18 protein-coding genes are annotated in these 17,126 nt (G+C 43.0%); 5 read left to right on the forward strand and 13 right to left on the reverse strand.

Going from position 1 to position 17,126, the window contains the following annotated elements; genetic code table 11:
- Nucleotides 1-23: 23 nt before the first annotated feature.
- The 6 genes from E0H81_RS13365 to E0H81_RS13390 form a co-directional block, all read right to left on the reverse strand.
- On the reverse strand, nt 24-944 hold the full coding sequence (locus E0H81_RS13365) for an ABC transporter permease (RefSeq protein WP_131319570.1): 921 nt from the start codon (nt 942-944) through the stop codon (nt 24-26).
- 33 nt (nt 945-977) lie between these two features.
- Complete coding sequence (locus E0H81_RS13370; protein ID WP_131319572.1) at nt 978-2,072, reverse strand: ABC transporter permease; 1,095 nt, start codon at nt 2,070-2,072, stop codon at nt 978-980.
- 39 nt (nt 2,073-2,111) lie between these two features.
- The gene (locus E0H81_RS13375; RefSeq protein ID WP_171458598.1) at nt 2,112-3,713 is read right to left on the reverse strand and encodes an ABC transporter ATP-binding protein; all 1,602 of its coding nucleotides are present in this window, start codon (nt 3,711-3,713) and stop codon (nt 2,112-2,114) included.
- Nucleotides 3,714-3,836: 123 nt separating this feature from the next.
- A complete protein-coding gene (locus E0H81_RS13380; RefSeq protein WP_131319574.1) occupies nt 3,837-4,937 on the reverse strand; it encodes a BMP family ABC transporter substrate-binding protein in 1,101 nt (366 codons plus the stop codon).
- A 413-nt stretch (nt 4,938-5,350) separates the two neighbouring features.
- Nucleotides 5,351-5,836, reverse strand: coding sequence for a nucleoside deaminase (locus E0H81_RS13385; RefSeq protein WP_131319576.1), 486 nt, complete (start codon nt 5,834-5,836; stop codon nt 5,351-5,353).
- A gap of 221 nt (nt 5,837-6,057) precedes the next feature.
- A complete protein-coding gene (locus tag E0H81_RS13390; protein ID WP_131319578.1) occupies nt 6,058-7,113 on the reverse strand; it encodes a Rieske 2Fe-2S domain-containing protein in 1,056 nt (351 codons plus the stop codon).
- A gap of 278 nt (nt 7,114-7,391) precedes the next feature.
- Here E0H81_RS13390 and E0H81_RS13395 point away from each other — a divergent pair, with 278 nt between their 5' ends.
- Entirely contained in the window at nt 7,392-8,324 is a 933-nt protein-coding gene (locus E0H81_RS13395) for a LysR family transcriptional regulator (RefSeq protein WP_131319580.1), read from the forward strand.
- Nucleotides 8,325-8,384: 60 nt separating this feature from the next.
- Nucleotides 8,385-8,600 carry a hypothetical protein gene (locus E0H81_RS16015; protein ID WP_205677727.1) on the forward strand — a complete coding sequence of 72 codons (216 nt, stop codon included), beginning with the start codon at nt 8,385-8,387 and terminating at the stop codon, nt 8,598-8,600.
- A gap of 3 nt (nt 8,601-8,603) precedes the next feature.
- On the opposite strand, the gene E0H81_RS13405 is transcribed toward E0H81_RS16015, so the two are convergent.
- Together E0H81_RS13405 and hpxO are read right to left on the reverse strand one after the other, a co-directional pair.
- A complete protein-coding gene (locus E0H81_RS13405; protein ID WP_131319582.1) occupies nt 8,604-9,491 on the reverse strand; it encodes an EamA family transporter in 888 nt (295 codons plus the stop codon).
- Between the two features lie 163 nt (nt 9,492-9,654).
- Nucleotides 9,655-10,812, reverse strand: a complete 1,158-nt coding sequence (hpxO, locus tag E0H81_RS13410) for an FAD-dependent urate hydroxylase HpxO (RefSeq protein WP_131319584.1) — start codon at nt 10,810-10,812, stop codon at nt 9,655-9,657.
- 208 nt (nt 10,813-11,020) lie between these two features.
- Between hpxO and alc the strand changes: the two genes are divergently transcribed.
- Together alc and E0H81_RS13420 are read left to right on the forward strand one after the other, a co-directional pair.
- The gene (gene alc, locus E0H81_RS13415; protein WP_131319586.1) at nt 11,021-12,025 is read left to right on the forward strand and encodes an allantoicase; all 1,005 of its coding nucleotides are present in this window, start codon (nt 11,021-11,023) and stop codon (nt 12,023-12,025) included.
- Nucleotides 12,026-12,039: 14 nt separating this feature from the next.
- Nucleotides 12,040-12,537 carry an ureidoglycolate lyase gene (locus E0H81_RS13420; protein WP_131319588.1) on the forward strand — a complete coding sequence of 166 codons (498 nt, stop codon included), beginning with the start codon at nt 12,040-12,042 and terminating at the stop codon, nt 12,535-12,537.
- 57 nt (nt 12,538-12,594) lie between these two features.
- Here E0H81_RS13420 and E0H81_RS13425 read toward each other — a convergent pair whose 3' ends face one another.
- The 4 genes from E0H81_RS13425 to uraD all read right to left on the reverse strand — a co-directional run bounded on the left by E0H81_RS13425 (nt 12,595) and on the right by uraD (nt 15,655).
- The gene (locus E0H81_RS13425; RefSeq protein WP_131319590.1) at nt 12,595-13,314 is read right to left on the reverse strand and encodes an outer membrane protein OmpK; all 720 of its coding nucleotides are present in this window, start codon (nt 13,312-13,314) and stop codon (nt 12,595-12,597) included.
- A gap of 129 nt (nt 13,315-13,443) precedes the next feature.
- Complete coding sequence (locus tag E0H81_RS13430; protein WP_131319592.1) at nt 13,444-14,802, reverse strand: nucleobase:cation symporter-2 family protein; 1,359 nt, start codon at nt 14,800-14,802, stop codon at nt 13,444-13,446.
- 32 nt (nt 14,803-14,834) lie between these two features.
- Nucleotides 14,835-15,155, reverse strand: coding sequence for a hydroxyisourate hydrolase (gene uraH / locus E0H81_RS13435; RefSeq protein ID WP_131319594.1), 321 nt, complete (start codon nt 15,153-15,155; stop codon nt 14,835-14,837).
- On the reverse strand, nt 15,152-15,655 hold the full coding sequence (uraD, locus tag E0H81_RS13440) for a 2-oxo-4-hydroxy-4-carboxy-5-ureidoimidazoline decarboxylase (protein WP_131319596.1): 504 nt from the start codon (nt 15,653-15,655) through the stop codon (nt 15,152-15,154). Before uraD ends, uraH begins: the two co-directional genes overlap by 4 nt.
- A 424-nt stretch (nt 15,656-16,079) precedes the next feature.
- On the opposite strand from uraD, the gene E0H81_RS13445 reads away from it, so the two are divergent.
- Complete coding sequence (locus tag E0H81_RS13445; protein ID WP_131319598.1) at nt 16,080-16,814, forward strand: DUF6973 domain-containing protein; 735 nt, start codon at nt 16,080-16,082, stop codon at nt 16,812-16,814.
- A 71-nt stretch (nt 16,815-16,885) separates the two neighbouring features.
- Here the strand turns inward: E0H81_RS13445 and E0H81_RS13450 are convergent.
- Nucleotides 16,886-17,126, reverse strand: a 241-nt coding sequence (locus tag E0H81_RS13450; RefSeq protein WP_153905093.1) for an IS3 family transposase, incomplete at its 5' end; no start/stop codon positions are given.

The raw sequence follows: 17,126 nt of genomic DNA on the forward strand, positions 1-17,126 counted from the left end.
GTTTTATTCATTAGCGCATGCCCTTAGGGCACGAAGGTTTTGCCCAAAGAAGCAGGTAAATTCATTTTGAGTAATTTTTTATCGCGTGAAATCATCACCAACACCACAATGGTGGCTAAATACGGCAATGCTGCAAGAAATTCATTCGGTACATTGATGCCCAAGGCCTGCGCGTGAAATTGCAAAATGGTTACACCGCCAAACAGGTAGGCACCGAGTATTAAACGGGTGGGTTTCCACACCGCAAACACCACCAGGGCAATGGCAATCCAGCCACGTCCGGCAACCATATTTTCAATCCACATCGGGGTATAGACCGTCGATAAAAATGCCCCGCCAATACCCGCCATCATGCCGCCAAAAAGAACTGCGCCATAACGAATCGCCAACACGTGATAACCCATGGCATGCGCACTTTCCGGTGATTCACCAACTGCTTTAAGCAGTAAACCCAAACGGGTTTTGGCCAAGACAAACCACACGGCAAAAAATGCCAAAATCGACAGATACACCACATAGTTTTGTTGGAATAAAATCGGGCCAAGTACCGGAATATCGGCCAGCAGTGGAATATTAAAATTGGCTAGCCCCGGTAGTGCGGTACTAACATAGTTCTGCCCCAAAAATGCGGAAATCCCCAAACCAAAAATGGTTAAAGCCAGGCCGCAAGCCGACTGGTTGGTGCTTAACGACAGGGTGAAAAAGGCGAAGATCAGTGCCATCAACATGCCCGCCAAACCACCGATCAGCAGCGCGCTAAATACGCTGGCATCGTATTGTGCAGCAAAGGCAAAACCGGCAATGGCACCGACCAGCATCATGCCTTCAACCCCAAGATTAATCACACCGCTACGCTGCGTGACCAATTCCCCCAAACCGGCAAAAATCAGCGGTGTTGCTGCGGCAACAGTACCTGCAAGGATTGCGGTTAATTCTAAAGCCATATCATGCTTCCTTTTACTGTAGACAACATTGGGTTAAGGGCTGGTCGCTGCGACTGGCTCAGGCGGCAGCGTTTTTTTGGCAAAACGGTAACGGTTTTCAATCAGGGCGTCAGACGCCAACAGAAAGAACAACAATAAGCCCTGGAAAATGCCGGTAATCGCCACCGGTAGTTGCAGTTGCATTTGTGCCATTTCCCCGCCCAAATAAATCAGCGCCATAAAGCAGCCGGACAGCACAATGCCCAGCGGATTCAGACGACCCAAATACGCCACAATGATGGCTGCATAGCCATAACCCGGTGACAGATTCGGATTCAGTTGTCCAATCGGGCCAGCGACTTCACAAATACCGGCAATGCCTGCCATGGTGCCGGAAATCACCAGACTCATCCAAATGGCTTTTGAGGATGAAAAACCGGCATATTTTGCCGCCAAAGGCGCCTGACCGCTGACTTCCAGTTTATAAGCGGTCAGGCTCTTGCGCATAAACACCCAAAACAGCACGACGGCAAAAAGCGTGATAAAAAGTGACGCGTTAATGCGGGTCCCTTCCATAATCAACGGCAGCGTGGCACTGTCATTAAACATCACCGATTGTGGAAAATTCATCCCATCGGGATCACGCCAGGGTCCATTGACCAAGTACAGCAGCACAAACAGCGCGATATAGTTCATCATTAAGGTGGTCAGGGTTTCTTCGGCATTAAAGTGGGTTTTCAGCAAGGCAGGAATCGCGCCCCAGAATGCCCCGCCCAATGCACCCATCAGTACCATTAGGGGTAAAATCCATCCACCCATTTGCTCGTGGAATAAAATGGCAATACCCCCGCCAAAAATTGCGCCCATGGTGAGCTGACCTTCGGCCCCAATATTGAATAATTTGGCCCGAAAGCCAACCGCCAGACCCAAGGCAATCAAAATTAAAGGACCGGCTTTAACCGCCAATTCGCTCCAGCCATACCCAGATGCCAGCGGTTCAATAAAAAAGATGTACATGGCTTTGCCAGGCTCGACGCCCAACATTAAAAATAAAATGCTGCCGACAATCAGCATGGCCACAAGTGCAATCACAGGAGAAAGCCACTTCATCATTTTAGATGGATGTTCACGCGGTTCTAATAAATGCATTGCATCCTCCTGTAGACCTCAATAGAGACTAAAAGCGTGTTAAGCATGAATTTGCTCCTGTGCGCTGTGTTCTGCTGTCAGCGGGCGATGGATTCCCGACATCAGCACCCCGATATTTTCCGCATTGGTCTGATCAGTGTTGACCAGTTCAGATAACTCGCCATTGGCTAACACGCACAGCCGGTCACTCATTTCAAACAGTTCTTCGAGTTCTTCTGAAATCACCAAAATGGCAACGCCCTGACGTGATAAATCAATCAGGGTTTGCCGGATAAACATCGAGGCGCCAACATCCACGCCCCATGTCGGCTGCGCCACAATCAGGATTTTTGGATTTTGTAGAATTTCACGGCCGACAATAAATTTTTGTAAATTTCCACCGGATAAGGAACGTGCTTCGGCCTCCGCACCACTGGCTTTGACGCCAAATTTTTCGATACATTGCTCGGCAAAGGCTTTGCATGGGTCAAATTTAATCAGTCCCCAACGGGTGAATCCCTGGCGAAAAGCCGTCAGTAAGGCATTTTGTGACAGGGTCATATTCGGTACTGCACCGCGTCCAAGCCGTTCTTCAGGAACAAAGCCCAGTCCTAGGTCGCGGCGCTGCCCTGCGCTTAGGCTTGAAATATCCTGCTGTGCTAAACGGATTTTTCCTGTTTTCAGCCGCTGTTCACCAGACAGCAAAGACAGCAGTTCGGCTTGACCATTGCCCGAAATACCGGCAATACCAACAATTTCGCCGGCCTGAATGCTTAAATTGATATTTTTCAGTGACACGCCAAAAGGATCATCGGATTCGGCATGTAAACTTTCAATCTGGAATAACACCTGCTCTGCCCCTTGATAGTCTTGGCGGACATAGCTCGGTAAATCACGGCCAATCATCAAGCGCGCTAAATCACTGGTGCTGTTGTCTTTGGGATCGACATGTCCACTGACACGGCCATTACGCAAAATGGTCGCTTCATCACAGAGTTCTTTAATTTCATGCAACTTGTGGCTGATATATAAAATCGAAACCCCTTGGGAGGCCAATAAGCGTAAAGTTTTAAACAGTTGACGTACCGCTTGTGGCGTCAATACTGAGGTCGGTTCATCTAGAATAATTAAAGCGGGATTTTGTAATAGACAGCGAATAATCTCGACGCGCTGACGCTCCCCCACCGACAGGGAATATACCTCACGCCGTGGATCGACCGGTAAACCGTATTGTTCAGAGACTTCAGTAATTTTTTGACTGAGCAGGGCTAAATCAATTTTTTCATCCAAACCCAGTGAAATATTTTCCACCACAGTCAGGGTTTCAAACAAAGAAAAATGCTGATAGACCATGCCAATACCCAGTTTTCTCGCCATCGACGGATTGTCAATTTTGACTTCTTTACCGTTCCAGAGCATTTGTCCCTGATTGGCCTGGGTTGCCCCATAAATGATTTTCATCAGGGTACTTTTTCCGGCACCGTTTTCACCCAGGATGGCGTGAATCTGTCCGGGTTGAACGGTTAAATGTATCTGGTCATTCGCTTTCAATGAATTGTAGCTTTTGCAGATATTGATCAGCTGTAAACGCGCTACACTCGAAGCAGATCCTGGGTTCATCTCTCGCGTATGAGCAGATAGATCGTGTGGATGAGTCATCATGGGCACTCTATTTAATGCTGCGATATGTGGCATCCACCTGAACTGCGTTATGCATTCAGATGGATGAAAAATAAAATCAATCGCGTGAATTCAAGGTCATTTCATTGCTGAATCTCGCCCCCGCTACTTCGGCAATGCCCCTTCTACGCCTTTAACGTAATAGTTCATTTTGCTTAAAGCCGCATCATCCAATGATTTGCCTTTAGCCAGAAGCAATGCGCCATCCTGTTTGTAAATTGGACCAGAAAAGGGATGTAAGCTACCTTTTTGAATGGCGTCACGAACGCTTAAGGCCTTGGTTTTTGCCGCGGCCGGTACCGACGGGCCAAAGCTCTCAATATCCACCGCTTTTTGTTTTACGCCATACCACATTGAACTGGGTTTCCAGGTTTTGTTGCTGATCTGGGTCATTACCGGGCTATAAATTTTTTCCCAATGTAAAACCGAGGCTGCAAGATGGGCTTTCGGGCCAAATTTGCTCATGTCAGAATCCCAGCCAAAGGCATAGACGCCTTTTTGTTCTGCTGCCTGCACCACAGCTGGAGAGTCGGTATTTTGCATCAGTACATCGGCACCTTGGGCAATCAATGCCAAGGCAGCATCACGTTCTTTGCCCGGGTTAAACCAGGAATTCACCCAGATCACTTTGGTTTTAATTTTTGGATTGACACTTTGCGCGCCCAAAGTGTAGGCATTGATGTTGCGTACCACCTCAGGGATCGGGAAAGATGCCACCACACCGAGTACATTTTTTTTGGTTTTATGACCGGCGACCACACCCAGCATATAAGCGCCTTCATAGGTACGGACGTCATATACGCCTAAATTTTTCCCCTGCTTATAACCGGTTGCATGCATAAACACCGTATTTGGAAATTGCTTGGATACCTTTTCCATCGCATTCATATAACCGAACGAGGTGGCAAAAATCACCTTGTTGCCTTGCTGCGCCAAGTTACGGATCACACGTTCAGCATCTGCCGTTTCCGGTACATTTTCGATATAGGAGGTTTTATATTTTCCAGCGAGTGCTTTTTCAGTTTTAATACGCCCCTGGTCATGCGAATAGGTCCAGCCATGGTCACTGGTTGGGCCAATATAGACAAACGCGGCTTTATCTTGGGCTTGAACATTGGTTAGGGCCACAATGCTCATCGCACCGCTCGCCATTAACCCCCCGACTAATTTTTTAAACCCTGTTTTGAATGCATTTTTTTCTTTCATTATGGTCTGCTCTTGCTGTTCTCTGTGTCCGCTGACACACGCCTTTAAAATGGCCTCACTCGAATGAGCTCAGTCTGTTCATTTATATAATTAGCAATAACTATTCCAACTTTTGGAAAAAATAATAAATAGATGCGGTTTAAATAAAATACTTTTGTTTTAAACATTAAATGAGGCATTTCTATATTAAATTTAGAGGTCTTGAATTTATATTTTTGCATTCTATGGAAAGTGATATTTATTTTAAAAGATTTATTTTTTAAATATGCTTATCATTGGTGCATTTAAATAAAATGCATTAAATTTGAACATTTAATATATAACTTCAATATTCAGCAACAAAACCCAAATATTAAAAATCCCTCTGCGTGAACAGAAGGATAAGATCATGCAGGCAGAGGGATTAAAATAATTTAGCGTTCTGTCCAGAAGGCCTGTTGTAATGCCGCTGTTTGTTCTTCAATTTCTGCAACTGGACCGATCAAATCAATATTTTTCTGACCATGGGCAAAGACATAAGCAGATGAGACACTCATGGTCGGATTTTCCTGATGATTTCCCGTACATTCTAATAGCCGTTGTTCGGTCATGCCATACACCACGCGGCCAATATTGGCCCAATAAATCGTTCCAGCGCACATGCAGCAAGGCTCTACCGCGGTATACAAGGTACATTGCCATAAATATTCGGCCGGATAATTACTGGCGGCAATGCGTGCCAAGGTTGACTCGGCATGATTTACCGTATCAATATTACACTGGGTGAACAGCACGGTTTGATGATCCGGTGCCACCAAGACTGCACCAAAAGGGTGATGCCCCAAAGCCATCGCCCTTCGTCCTACCTCATTGGATAAGCTTAAAAACTGGATGATTTGGGCTTGATTGGGTCGATCCATTTTATTTATTTTCCTCTACTGGTTTTAGCCTGAATTTATTATTAGACAGCTCAATTAAAATAATCCTGAAATTTAAAATATAATAAAGATAAAAACCTGGTATTATAAAATACAGCATTATAAAGCTTAGAATTGCAAAGCTTAGAATTATAAAACCTAGAATCATGAAATTTGGAATTTATATTTTAAGCTTTAACTTATATTGATTAAATTAAAATAGCTTAAACAATATAACGTTTGCTTAAGCCCCACTCGGCTAATATTCGACGGTAGGTGGTTGAGGAGCGATCTGCTTCAAAATGCGCTTCCATGGAAATATCCAGGGGTAACTCTTCGGGTTTTTGACTTTCCACCATGTCCTGATCTTCCGCAAAAATTTGTGCATTAAAGTCATATACGGCTTGTAAATCACCGGTGGTATCGAAGTTGCGTGTCAGCGGCACGAATAAACGGGTTTTATTATGAGAAATCGGACAACAGGCATTGAGGATTTTTAACAGCCCTTGTTCAGGAAAATGTACCGTCAACACCGCAGAAAATGGCGGATAGACATCAAATACCCGTTTCCACAAGAAACCTTCCGGCGCCAAATGTTGCATACCATGCGGATAGTTGCTGACATCACTGAGATATTCGGTATGTAAACCATACTCAGTCCGTTCTGTTGAATATTTGGGCACCACCTGATTTTCACGATCAGCAAATGAACCCTGATGCACCCAAGCGAAATGCGCCACATCAATAAAACCTTCCAGCTGACGGCCACTGGAGCCGCCAATATCAACAAACGGCGGTAAGATCGATTGCTGCCCTGCAGTATCCCAGGTCTCCAGTTCAGGAAAATTGGCTTTCGATTCATCACGGCTAAAAATGCTGGTCCAGATTAAGCCATATTTTTCGACTACTGGAAATTTAGTCAAGGAAAAGCGTTCAGAAATCTTGGTCAGTTCAGGTTGTGCCGGAATTTTGATGCATTGCCCTTCAGCATTGTAATGCAGGCCATGATAGGGACAGACAATATTTTCACCCGATACCCAGCCTTTGGTTAACGGTACACCGCGGTGCGGGCAGAGATCACGAACCAGTTGAATAGCGCCACTTTGTGTTTTGTACAGTGCAAGTTTGACATCAAGCAGCGTCACTTGTTGCGGTTGGGTCGAAACGTCCTGAATACGTGCAACCGGATACCAGTGATGTGTCAGAATGTCCCAGTCCTGATCATCAAACTGGCTATAACAAGGCTTGTTGAATAAATTGGTGACTGGAATTGCGTTCATATCAGACCTATATTATTTCTTGATGTCATGTCTTTTTACCGGCCTTAAAACTGTATATTCATACAATTTTGGCTTTGCTTGTAATTGAAATTACTTAATTTTTTATCATTCTGTCTATTAGAATGTTTGGTATAAATCATTCTAAAAATTAGAACACTTCAATGTTATGGGGATGTATTTATCTATAAAACATCATCATTTGGCATAAAACTCGCATAAGGACGTTTATCTAAAATGTTGATATGAATAAAAGTGGGTTGCAAGCTTTGACTAAATTGATGAATACGCCTTTTTCCCGATTTTCTGAATATTTTATCGCTGTGGCGAAAACGGGCAGCCTACGCAAAGCCGCGGATCAATTATTTATTTCCGTGTCTGCGGTACATCGGCAAATTGCTTTGGCTGAAGAAGAGCTGGGCATTATTTTGTTTGAGCGTTTGCCGAGCGGCTTAAAACTGACCCTTGCCGGTGAATTACTCTATGCCGATGTCTTGAAGTGGCAAAAGGAATTCCAGCAAACCCGGATCCGTTTTGATGAAATTCAGGGGCTGACACGTGGAAGCATTGAGTTTGGCTTAATCTCTGCCTTAAGTGATGGTTTTGTCATGCAGTCGGTGCAATACATGTATCAAAACTATCCATGGATCAATTTTAATATTCGAGTCGCAGACAGTGAGGTGATCGCCAGGAAGATCATCGATGCAGAATTGGATTTTGGTTTAATCCTCAATCCCAAAGCCCATCAACACCTTGAAGTGGTGCATTTTCTAGAATTGCCTTTAGGTTTTGTGATGGGCAAATCGCATCCGCTTGCAGAAGCCGAAAAGATTTATTTTTCAGATACCTTAAATGACAACCATTTTATTCCCGCAGAACCCCTGATTATTCATGACTATGTGCAAGCCATGTATAAACATCATAAATTTACCCCTGCACGTAAAACGGAATCGAATGATATTCGCCTGATGAATAACTTAATCAAAGCCAATACCGGCATCGGTATTTTAAGTTATCTGGACGTTTTTCCTGAGCTTGAGCGTGAGGAATTAATCTTTAAGCCTATTTTGGACAAAGGACTGCATCCGCTGACCATTGCGCTGTGTGTTGCGCCGAAACGACAAATTTCACGCGTTTCCCAGCTGATGATTAAAAATATTATTGAACAAATGGAAGACTTAAAAACCAAGGTTAAAGATGTTTTCTGTGCCTAAACCCGTTATTGGTATGGCTCTTGCTATTTTGATTGAAATTTCAATTGTTAAGGCAAGGTGATGTCGACTATTTGGATTAAACAACCACTGGCTATTTTTACTGAAAATACAAACGATGCACGTGGTGGCATGGTCATTTCAGAGGGGAAAATCGTTGAATTGGTTGCTTTAGGGCAAACATCCATTCGCCTTATTGATGAAACTTTTAATGCTCAAAATTTAGTGGTTATTTCTGAAATCATTATTAGATATGATATGTTTTTCAGGGATTCATGATAATTAAGCCCAGATGACCAGTATTGCAGCAATAATCACCAGTAATAATCCCCAATGTTCTGCCCTGGCAAGTTTTTCCTTAAAAAAGTAAGCAGAAATTAACAGACTAAACAGGATTTCAATCTGTCCCAAGGTTTTTACAATCGCCACAGACTGCATGCTCATGGCAGTGAACCATCCCAAGGAGGCAATAAAACTGCACAGACTGACTTTGAAGGTTAAGCCCAATCTTGCCCACATGGCCTTTAAGGTCTGGCGGCTGAATAAACTCAAGTACATCAGCATACTGATACATTGAAAGCCGATGATGCTGATCAATACCCAGGCTGCCCGATGAATAAATGGCAGTTGCGGCAATTCCAGACTGGCTTCACGAACCAGCAGAGAGGTAATGGCAAAGCACAGGCCGCTGCCTATACCAATCCATAATGTCGCTAGGGAAAGCTTTTCTGCTCTGGGCCCTTTACTGAGTAAAAAGACGGCCAAACCACCTAAAGCCACCCCGAACCAGCCCAGTGCACTCAGATGGTCACTCAGCAAGGATGCACCAATCAGCGCTGCTAAAATGGCTTCACTCTTGGCCAGACCGACACCAATAGCATAGTTTTTTTGTTTAAATAATTGCACCATTAATGCCGTTGCAGCAATCTGGCTGATCCCGGCAATGACAATGTAAAGGGCATAACGCGGGGTAAAGCTAAGTGTGAGTGGTATGGACTGGCTATAATGCAGAAAGGTCAGATAAAGAATGGCCAGCGGAAAACCGAAAAGAAACCGCGCCAGCGTTACGCCATAAACATCAACAGTGGTACTCAGCTGCTTTTGAAATGCATTACGCCAAGCCTGCATAAATGCAGCCATCAGCGTAAACAGAATCCATGTGGATGCCATTACCTGCCCTTATTAAAGCTATAAAATGCAAGTAATTTACTCCTTCATCGCTGAATTAACGAATCATTTTTCAAAAAGGTTTTAAGGATTAAAGTTTTTATGGCCTGTGCGCATAAAAAACCTTCATGGCGAAGGCTTTTCAGCTAATCGGTTCAACTAAAGATCAATCCAGTGGATTACCGACAATATTACTGATAATGCCTTTCATGATATGCGGCCCCTGCTCTTTACGGAGTTCTTCATACCATTCTCTGGTGATCTGCTCATCTTTCATATGCGTCACATCGCAACGTTTACGTGCACGCAGCACCAATTCATTGGCACGTTCATTACGTTTGTTTTGATAACGCTGTAAAGCGTCCTCCACGCCCAAGGTGTTAATTTGCAAAGCTCGAGATAAATAAATCGCATCTTCCATCGCCTGGCAGCCACCTTGGCCAATATCCGGCGTGGTACTGTGCGCAGCATCACCGACAATCACCACACGCCCTTTATAAAATTGTGCAAACGGTTCAATGTCATGAATTTCCACACGATTGGTTGTTTGCTCATTGATATGGTCAATGAGTTTCTGAACTTGTGGACACCATCCTGTGAAATATTCTTTTAACAACGCTTTATAATGACTACGATTATTCTCTAGGCCCACAGCTAAAGGGACATCAAAGAAAAAATAGAAACGATGATCGGCCACTGGCATTAACGAGACACGCTTGCCCTCACCGACATAGGTGGTCCATTGATCAGCAGGTGCATAATCCTCTGAAATTTCAACTAAACCATTCCAGTTGACATAACCGGCATAACGGCGCTCAACCTGTTCGCCCAATACATACGCCCGGGTAATCGAATGGGTGCCATCTGCACCGACCAAGAGTTGGGTTTGTACTTGCGTCCCATCCGCAAATTGTACGGTGACTACATCATTGGCTTCTGTAAAAGACAGCATTTTTTTGCCCAGATGAATATTTTCACGGCCGAACTCATCCATCAGCATATTTTGTAAATCTGAACGCGACACCGGATATGGACGTTGTCCAACTTCTGCTATGAGGGGATGCAAGCTGAACTGTGTCATCACGTCACCGGTTAACCCATCCATATAGGCCAAGTAGTCCATTTGCCCGCCAAGCTTCGCGACCTGATCCGTTAATCCTAGATAATTTAAACATTTAACCCCATTTGACCATAAAGAGATGGCTGCTCCCATCGCCAAGATTTGTTCTGCTTGCTCATAGATGGTGACTTGATGTCCAAACTTTTTTAGTGCAATTCCTGTGGTCAAACCGCCCATACCTGCACCAATAATTGTAATTTCCATCTATAACTCCTTTTGTATATTTAAGTCTCTGCACCACAAAATGCTAAAAACGTGCCATTTTTTCGATAACGCAGTTAAAAATTTCAAAAGTTGGCACACGCTGTGCTTCTAAACATATGTAAAAGCTTGTTTTTATCAATTGTTCAAAATGGATCAGCCAACAAAACAAGTCTATTCATTTGATTAATAAAGTTAATGGAAGATATTTATGGCAACTTTGTTTGCACCAATTTTTGATGTTCCTTCCTATATACAGCAACTGACGAATTTGGCAGATGACCGAATTGGTGCAGAAATTATTGATTGTTCGGATGATTTTTTTGCTGAAGCAAAACGCATGTTGCAATTCACTGCTCCAGTATTTGTAGAAGACAAATTTGATCAACATGGCAAATGGATGGACGGCTGGGAAACCCGCCGTAAACGCCATGCAGGTTATGACTGGGCCATTATTAAACTCGGCGTGGCAGGCAAAATTAAAGCCCTGGATATCGATACCACTTTCTTTACAGGAAACTATCCCGCTTCTGCTGCTGTAGAAGCATGCTATGCACCAGATGGAGAACTGGGTCATATAGAATGGCAAAATATTTTAAAAAATAGCCTTCTCGGCCCAAGTGACCATCATATTTTTAATATTGATACCGAACAGGTGTTTACCCATATCCGTTTAAATATTTATCCAGATGGCGGTGTGGCACGTTTTAGAGTCTATGGTGAGGTGCAAATTCAAGTAAAAGATAGCACTCAAACTCTGGATTTATTGGCTTTAGAAAACGGTGGCCGCGTGATTGCTTATAGTGATGCGCATTTTGGTCATCCACGCAATCTGATTAATCCGGGTCGTGGCATAAATATGGGCGATGGCTGGGAAACCAAACGTCGCCGTGCGCCTGGTTTTGACTGGTGTATTCTGGCTTTGGGTCGAAGTAGCCATATTGAAAAAATTGACATCGATACTGCCCATTTTAAAGGGAACTTTCCTGCACAGGTATCCATTCAGGCGATTTACGTAGAAGATGCAACAGACCAGCAGCTGATTCCGCAAAGCATGTTCTGGCCTTTCCTGCTAGAAGCCCAAGAGATGCAAATGGACCATATTCATACTTTTGTCGAGGAAATCTTAGAGCAGGAAAAAATTTCCCATATCCGTGTCAACATGATTCCTGACGGCGGGATCAGCCGGATTCGCTTATGGGCTAAAGTCACTTAATCGATATGAATACTATGACCATGCAAACGATAAAAATACAGCCTTTAGATGCGGAAAGTTTTGCGTCTTTTGGCGAAGTCATTGCCTGTAAAGGCAATGACTTTTTTCATATCAATGACCAACATACCGAGCGTTATCATGCTTTGGCTGAAGCACAAACCGATGCAAAAGTTGGGCTGAGCATTTTTAAGAATATTCAAATCACTGAAATTCCTTTTGAAATTTCAATGCTGGAAAGACATCCCCTCGGTTCACAAGCTTTTATTCCGATGCAGGGACAACAGTTTTTAATTGTGGTCGCGCCGGGTCTGGATCATGAAAGGCCGGATCTGAACCAGATTCAGGCATTTATTACGGATGGTTCACAAGGCGTGAATTATCGTGCCGGGACATGGCATCATCCTTTGCTCACCCTTGAAGCACCGAGTGACTTTGTGGTGGTGGATCGGATAGGCACCGGACCGAACTGTGATGTTTATTCTTTTCCAGAAAAAATTCGTATAGATCATTAGGCAAATAAAAAAGCCCTTGTTCACAAGGGCTTTTAAATATCTTGACAGGTAGCGTATTTAAAAATGATATTTCACTAAAGCACTGACATTGTTTTCATCCGCATCTGGAATGCTATATTTGTTGTTCCAGATTGAATGCTCAATACCTACATATAAGCGCGTGTCTGGAGAAATGTGTTTACCTAGATTCCATTTCCATTGTGTAGTCCAGTTCATTTCACTGGCGTGATTTTCACCTTCATCAGTAGACCAATCCAGGAAACCATCAATCAAGAAATCTTCCGAACCTAATTTCAGCGGGATACCATATACAAAGGTCAACTGGTAATCATCAATCGAGTCATTATTTGCACGGTATAAATTCACTTGTGCATACTGGAAATAAGGAATCGCCAAGTCAACACCTACACCATACAAGAAGTTATTAAAACCAGTGCCTCCTTCCCAGGTGGTGGCCAGCAAAACATCTTTAATCGGTCCAAGCTCGAGTTTTTGACCTGTGACTGCGCCCAGGCTTAAACGCGGTGAAGCTTCAAAATAAGTTTCTTTACCACTGACGTCATTGTCGGTACGGTCAGCAAAACCAAAGAAATCACCGTATTTTAATTTTGCCGTATATTCAAAGGTCACGGTTGACTGCTTATCTTCACGTGCAATCAGTTCATAGTCATTACCATACAGACCTGAAATACTGAAGTCTTGCCAGATCGGTGCTGCCTGCGCGCCAATGGCTGTCGTTGCCAATACAGTTGCAGTTAATAATTGTATTAATTTCATAAAAGCCTAGCCCCAAGAGAAAGAAGATAATTACAAGATTAATTAAGCAAAAATGAAGCCAATTTTTTAATTTCTGGTATAAAAAAGCCCATAGATATGGGCTTAAATGTAGCGTAAACATCTACAGAATTAATGCTGTGTATCCACCGCTGCTTTAGAGCTGACAGATGGATTGCCTTTAAACACATTCAGGTGATTAAACAGAAGATTAAGAATAATCGCCATCAAGCAGGTAGAGCTAATACCTGAGTGGAATAAGGTTTGCACCCATTTGGGGAAGTTGGCATAAAATGAATGATCAATAATCGGGATCATGCCTGCAGCAATTGCGGTTGCCACAATAATCAGGTTTTTTTGTTCGTTGTAATCAATTTTAGCCAGAGTACGGATCCCACTCGCTGCCACGGTACCAAACAGCACCAGACCTGCACCGCCCAATACGGGAACGGGAATGGCGGCAATTAAACGCCCCATAATCGGGAGCAGACCCAAGGCCACTAAAATCATCCCGCCTGCTGCCACCACAAAACGGCTTTTCACCCCGGTAATAGCAACCAAGCCAACATTTTGTGCAAACGCACTTTGCATGAACGATCCAAAAATAGGTGCAACAGCACTCGACAACATATCGGCACGTAGACCATTGGAAATACGTTCCGAGTCGACTTTTGTTCCGACAATTTCCCCGACCGCGATAATATCAGCCGTGGTTTCAGTCATGATCACCAAAGTCACGATCAGCATGGAAATGATCGCGGTCAATTCAAAAGTCGGTAGCCCAAAAGTAAAGAAGCTTGGAACTTGTATCCATGTACCACTTGCCACTTTAGAGAAATCACCAAAACCAAATAAATAGGCCAATACCGAGCCGAATACAATCGCCAGTAAAATTGACAAGCGACGGATAGCTGCATGTCGGCTTAAATTCAAGCAAATCACCAGGCATAAGGTCATCAGTGCCAGCCCAATATTTTCGATGCTGCCCCATTCTGGCGCTTTGCTGTTACCGCCCATCATCCAACGTACCGCCACCGGAAGCAACGACAGACCAATCACGGTAATCACACAGCCCGTCACTACAGGCGGGAAAAAGCGGATAATCTTGGAAAAATAAGGCGCAAGCAAGAACCCCATTAAAGATGCAATGATGACTGCGCCATAAACTGCCGATAGGCCGCCACCTGTCGTCACAATCGCTACCATTGTCGCCACACCGGCAAAGGACACACCTTGCACCAGCGGCAATTTGGCTCCAACATATTTCACGCCAATGGTTTGCAGAATGGTGGCCAAACCACCGACAAATAATGCAGCAGCAATCAGCAAGCCAATTTGATAGGCGTCCAGACCTGCTGCTGTTCCCACAATCAAAGGCGGTGCAATAATACCGCCGTACATGGTCAATACATGCTGTAAACCATAGGCTGCACTTTTTCCAGCACCTAAATATTCATGTTCCGGTGAAATTGTTTTGCTTTGTTCTGCCATTCTTTTTCTCTCCCTCAAAGTCAAAAATGAAATCAGCTTCCGCGATATGTGGAGTATGCGAATGGGCTAATCAGCAAAGGAATATGAAAATGCTGTGATGCATCTTTCACATAGAAATGAATGACGGCTTTGGGAAAGAAAGTATCTAATCCCAAGCCTTGAAAATAAGCAGAGGTGGCAAATTCAAGGCTATAAGCCCCTGCTTTAAATTCGGTTAAACCAAAATCGGTCACCCGGCCATCTGTATTGGTCAATGCTTCCCCCAGTAAAGTGCCCGCTTCGGAAAAAAGTTTGATCGCGACCTGTGCCGCCGGTTTACCCAGATGGGTATCTAAAATATGAGTGCTGATCATGGCTGAAGCTCCTGAGACAGTCTTAGCAAGGCAATTTCCGTCAATTGATTGTGGACAATACGTTTTTCAATTTCTGGATCATTGACCAAACGATATTTCAGCGCTTGCAGTACGTCTTCGCTGCTGAGTCCTGAGGCTTTAATCAGGAAAATGTGGCCATATTTTTTTTCATAGGCAATATTGCCTTTGAGTAAAGCAAGCTGGGTTTCTTCATCCGCTGTAATGGAGGATTGCTCACGGTTAGAAAAGTTCTTTTCGATTTCACTCAATTCAGCCTGTGCTTTTTTCTCGCCAATACGTGGATGATTATCCAGTGCCGCTTTAATTTCCTCCCAGGTCCAGGTCGCTGCCTGCTGTTTGGCTGACTGCATAACCGCTTCAATGGATGCATAAGGACGCTGGGCTGCAATCTCGGCTGACCAGCTGGGTATTTGCACACAGTGCTTTAAAAAGCGAATGGCATCTTGTAGTGATGCTTGATTAAATTCAACGAGTTGCACTATTAAATCGCCTGATTATATTGAATGTCTGTTCAAAACTGGTTTTGCAATAACAATGCCAAATCTGATGGATCTGGCATTTTTATATCGTCCTTAAATTAAAAAAGAGAACCCAAGGCTCTCTTTTTAAATATATTTTTTTAATTACTGTGCGAGAGTAAAAAAGTATCATACTGGGTTACTCTCAACCCTTTGATTTTACATAGTAAGACCTAAGCTAAAAAAATAAAGACTCATACTGAAGCAATCCAACATGACCTACTAAATTTTTTTAGAGTAATAAAGTTTCATACTTATATGAAGCTTTAGGCTCAATGAGTTAATTTCATCTTATAAGTCTTATAAAAATTAAATAAACAAAAGATTACTTTGTAAGGCAGAAAACATTCTAAATTGGAATATTAATCGAATTAAAAGGATACTATTGAAAAATGAAAAAACTTATATTCTTGCTTTGTCTTTAATAACAGTCCAGTTATACGCTGCTGATAGTAATACTGCTTCTCCTGAACCTGTAATCACCTATAATGCTTCTGTTGCGAATTCAATTGATAATATTGCTGAAAAATTACGTGAATTTCAGAATAAAAATCCTAATGCTAGTGAAGCTGAATTAAATGAATATGCCGATTCTTTATTGAAAACAGAGGTAGTGCAAACTCCTTGGCGCTCATCCAGAGCTACAATTTCTTCTGTATATACCGATATGGACGGATATATAAATGGTTATCTAAATGCTCAAGAACAAGCACTTTATAATGCAAACCGAGCTAAGGGTTTACTATGTATTGCTAATGCCAAAACTGCTATAGATCTTACTAAAGCGAGATATGTAAATACTAGTTCAGTTATGCATAATGGAAATGGTGATGCATTTAGACATGCTGTTTGGAACTTTGGCATGACAATAGATGTGGGAGCCGATTTTGCAAAAAAATGGAGTGATGCACATGAGTTCGGTTCTACTGGACAGCCTGCAACAGAACGCTCTATGGATATTTATAATAACTCGATAGGTATCAGTTTAGGGAAAAACAATCCTACGACGCTTTTACAATCATCATTTGCGAATTTAACTCAAGCTCAAGTAAGGGCAGGAAGATTGAAAATCATATCAAATGGCAACTTGGTATGGTCAAATTCAGTCGGTGAAAAATAAAAAATTTAGGATTTATAAGGTGAAATGTCTGATATGTGCTGAATTAGCAGGAGACTTTCACTTGGGATATGCTAGGCAGCTAACCGATAAAAGTTCTCTGCTATTTGATTTGGCGTTTTAAAATCCAAACTCTTTTGAATTCTTCGCTGATTATAAAATAACACAATGTATTTTGTAATATCTGCTTTAGCTTCATCTCTGGTTTTATAGTTGCAATGATGCACTAATTCATTCTTGAGTATGCCCCAGAAACTTTCAATCGGTGCATTATCGTAACAGTCCCCACGTTTGCTCATTGAACCTTGAAAATCA

The sequence above is a fragment of the Acinetobacter terrestris genome (assembly GCF_004331155.1).
Classification (GTDB): domain Bacteria; phylum Pseudomonadota; class Gammaproteobacteria; order Pseudomonadales; family Moraxellaceae; genus Acinetobacter; species Acinetobacter terrestris.

Coding starts and splice junctions, on each gene's coding strand:
- E0H81_RS13365 (WP_131319570.1), bottom strand. CDS start 944: ATGGCTTTAGAATTAACCGCAATCCTTGCAGGTACTGTTGCCGCAGCA.
- E0H81_RS13370 (WP_131319572.1), bottom strand. CDS start 2,072: ATGCATTTATTAGAACCGCGTGAACATCCATCTAAAATGATGAAGTGG.
- E0H81_RS13375 (WP_171458598.1), bottom strand. CDS start 3,713: ATGATGACTCATCCACACGATCTATCTGCTCATACGCGAGAGATGAAC.
- E0H81_RS13380 (WP_131319574.1), bottom strand. CDS start 4,937: ATGAAAGAAAAAAATGCATTCAAAACAGGGTTTAAAAAATTAGTCGGG.
- E0H81_RS13385 (WP_131319576.1), bottom strand. CDS start 5,836: ATGGATCGACCCAATCAAGCCCAAATCATCCAGTTTTTAAGCTTATCC.
- E0H81_RS13390 (WP_131319578.1), bottom strand. CDS start 7,113: ATGAACGCAATTCCAGTCACCAATTTATTCAACAAGCCTTGTTATAGC.
- E0H81_RS13395 (WP_131319580.1), top strand. CDS start 7,392: ATGAATACGCCTTTTTCCCGATTTTCTGAATATTTTATCGCTGTGGCG.
- E0H81_RS16015 (WP_205677727.1), top strand. CDS start 8,385: ATGTCGACTATTTGGATTAAACAACCACTGGCTATTTTTACTGAAAAT.
- E0H81_RS13405 (WP_131319582.1), bottom strand. CDS start 9,491: ATGGCATCCACATGGATTCTGTTTACGCTGATGGCTGCATTTATGCAG.
- hpxO (WP_131319584.1), bottom strand. CDS start 10,812: ATGGAAATTACAATTATTGGTGCAGGTATGGGCGGTTTGACCACAGGA.
- alc (WP_131319586.1), top strand. CDS start 11,021: ATGGCAACTTTGTTTGCACCAATTTTTGATGTTCCTTCCTATATACAG.
- E0H81_RS13420 (WP_131319588.1), top strand. CDS start 12,040: ATGACCATGCAAACGATAAAAATACAGCCTTTAGATGCGGAAAGTTTT.
- E0H81_RS13425 (WP_131319590.1), bottom strand. CDS start 13,314: ATGAAATTAATACAATTATTAACTGCAACTGTATTGGCAACGACAGCC.
- E0H81_RS13430 (WP_131319592.1), bottom strand. CDS start 14,802: ATGGCAGAACAAAGCAAAACAATTTCACCGGAACATGAATATTTAGGT.
- uraH (WP_131319594.1), bottom strand. CDS start 15,155: ATGATCAGCACTCATATTTTAGATACCCATCTGGGTAAACCGGCGGCA.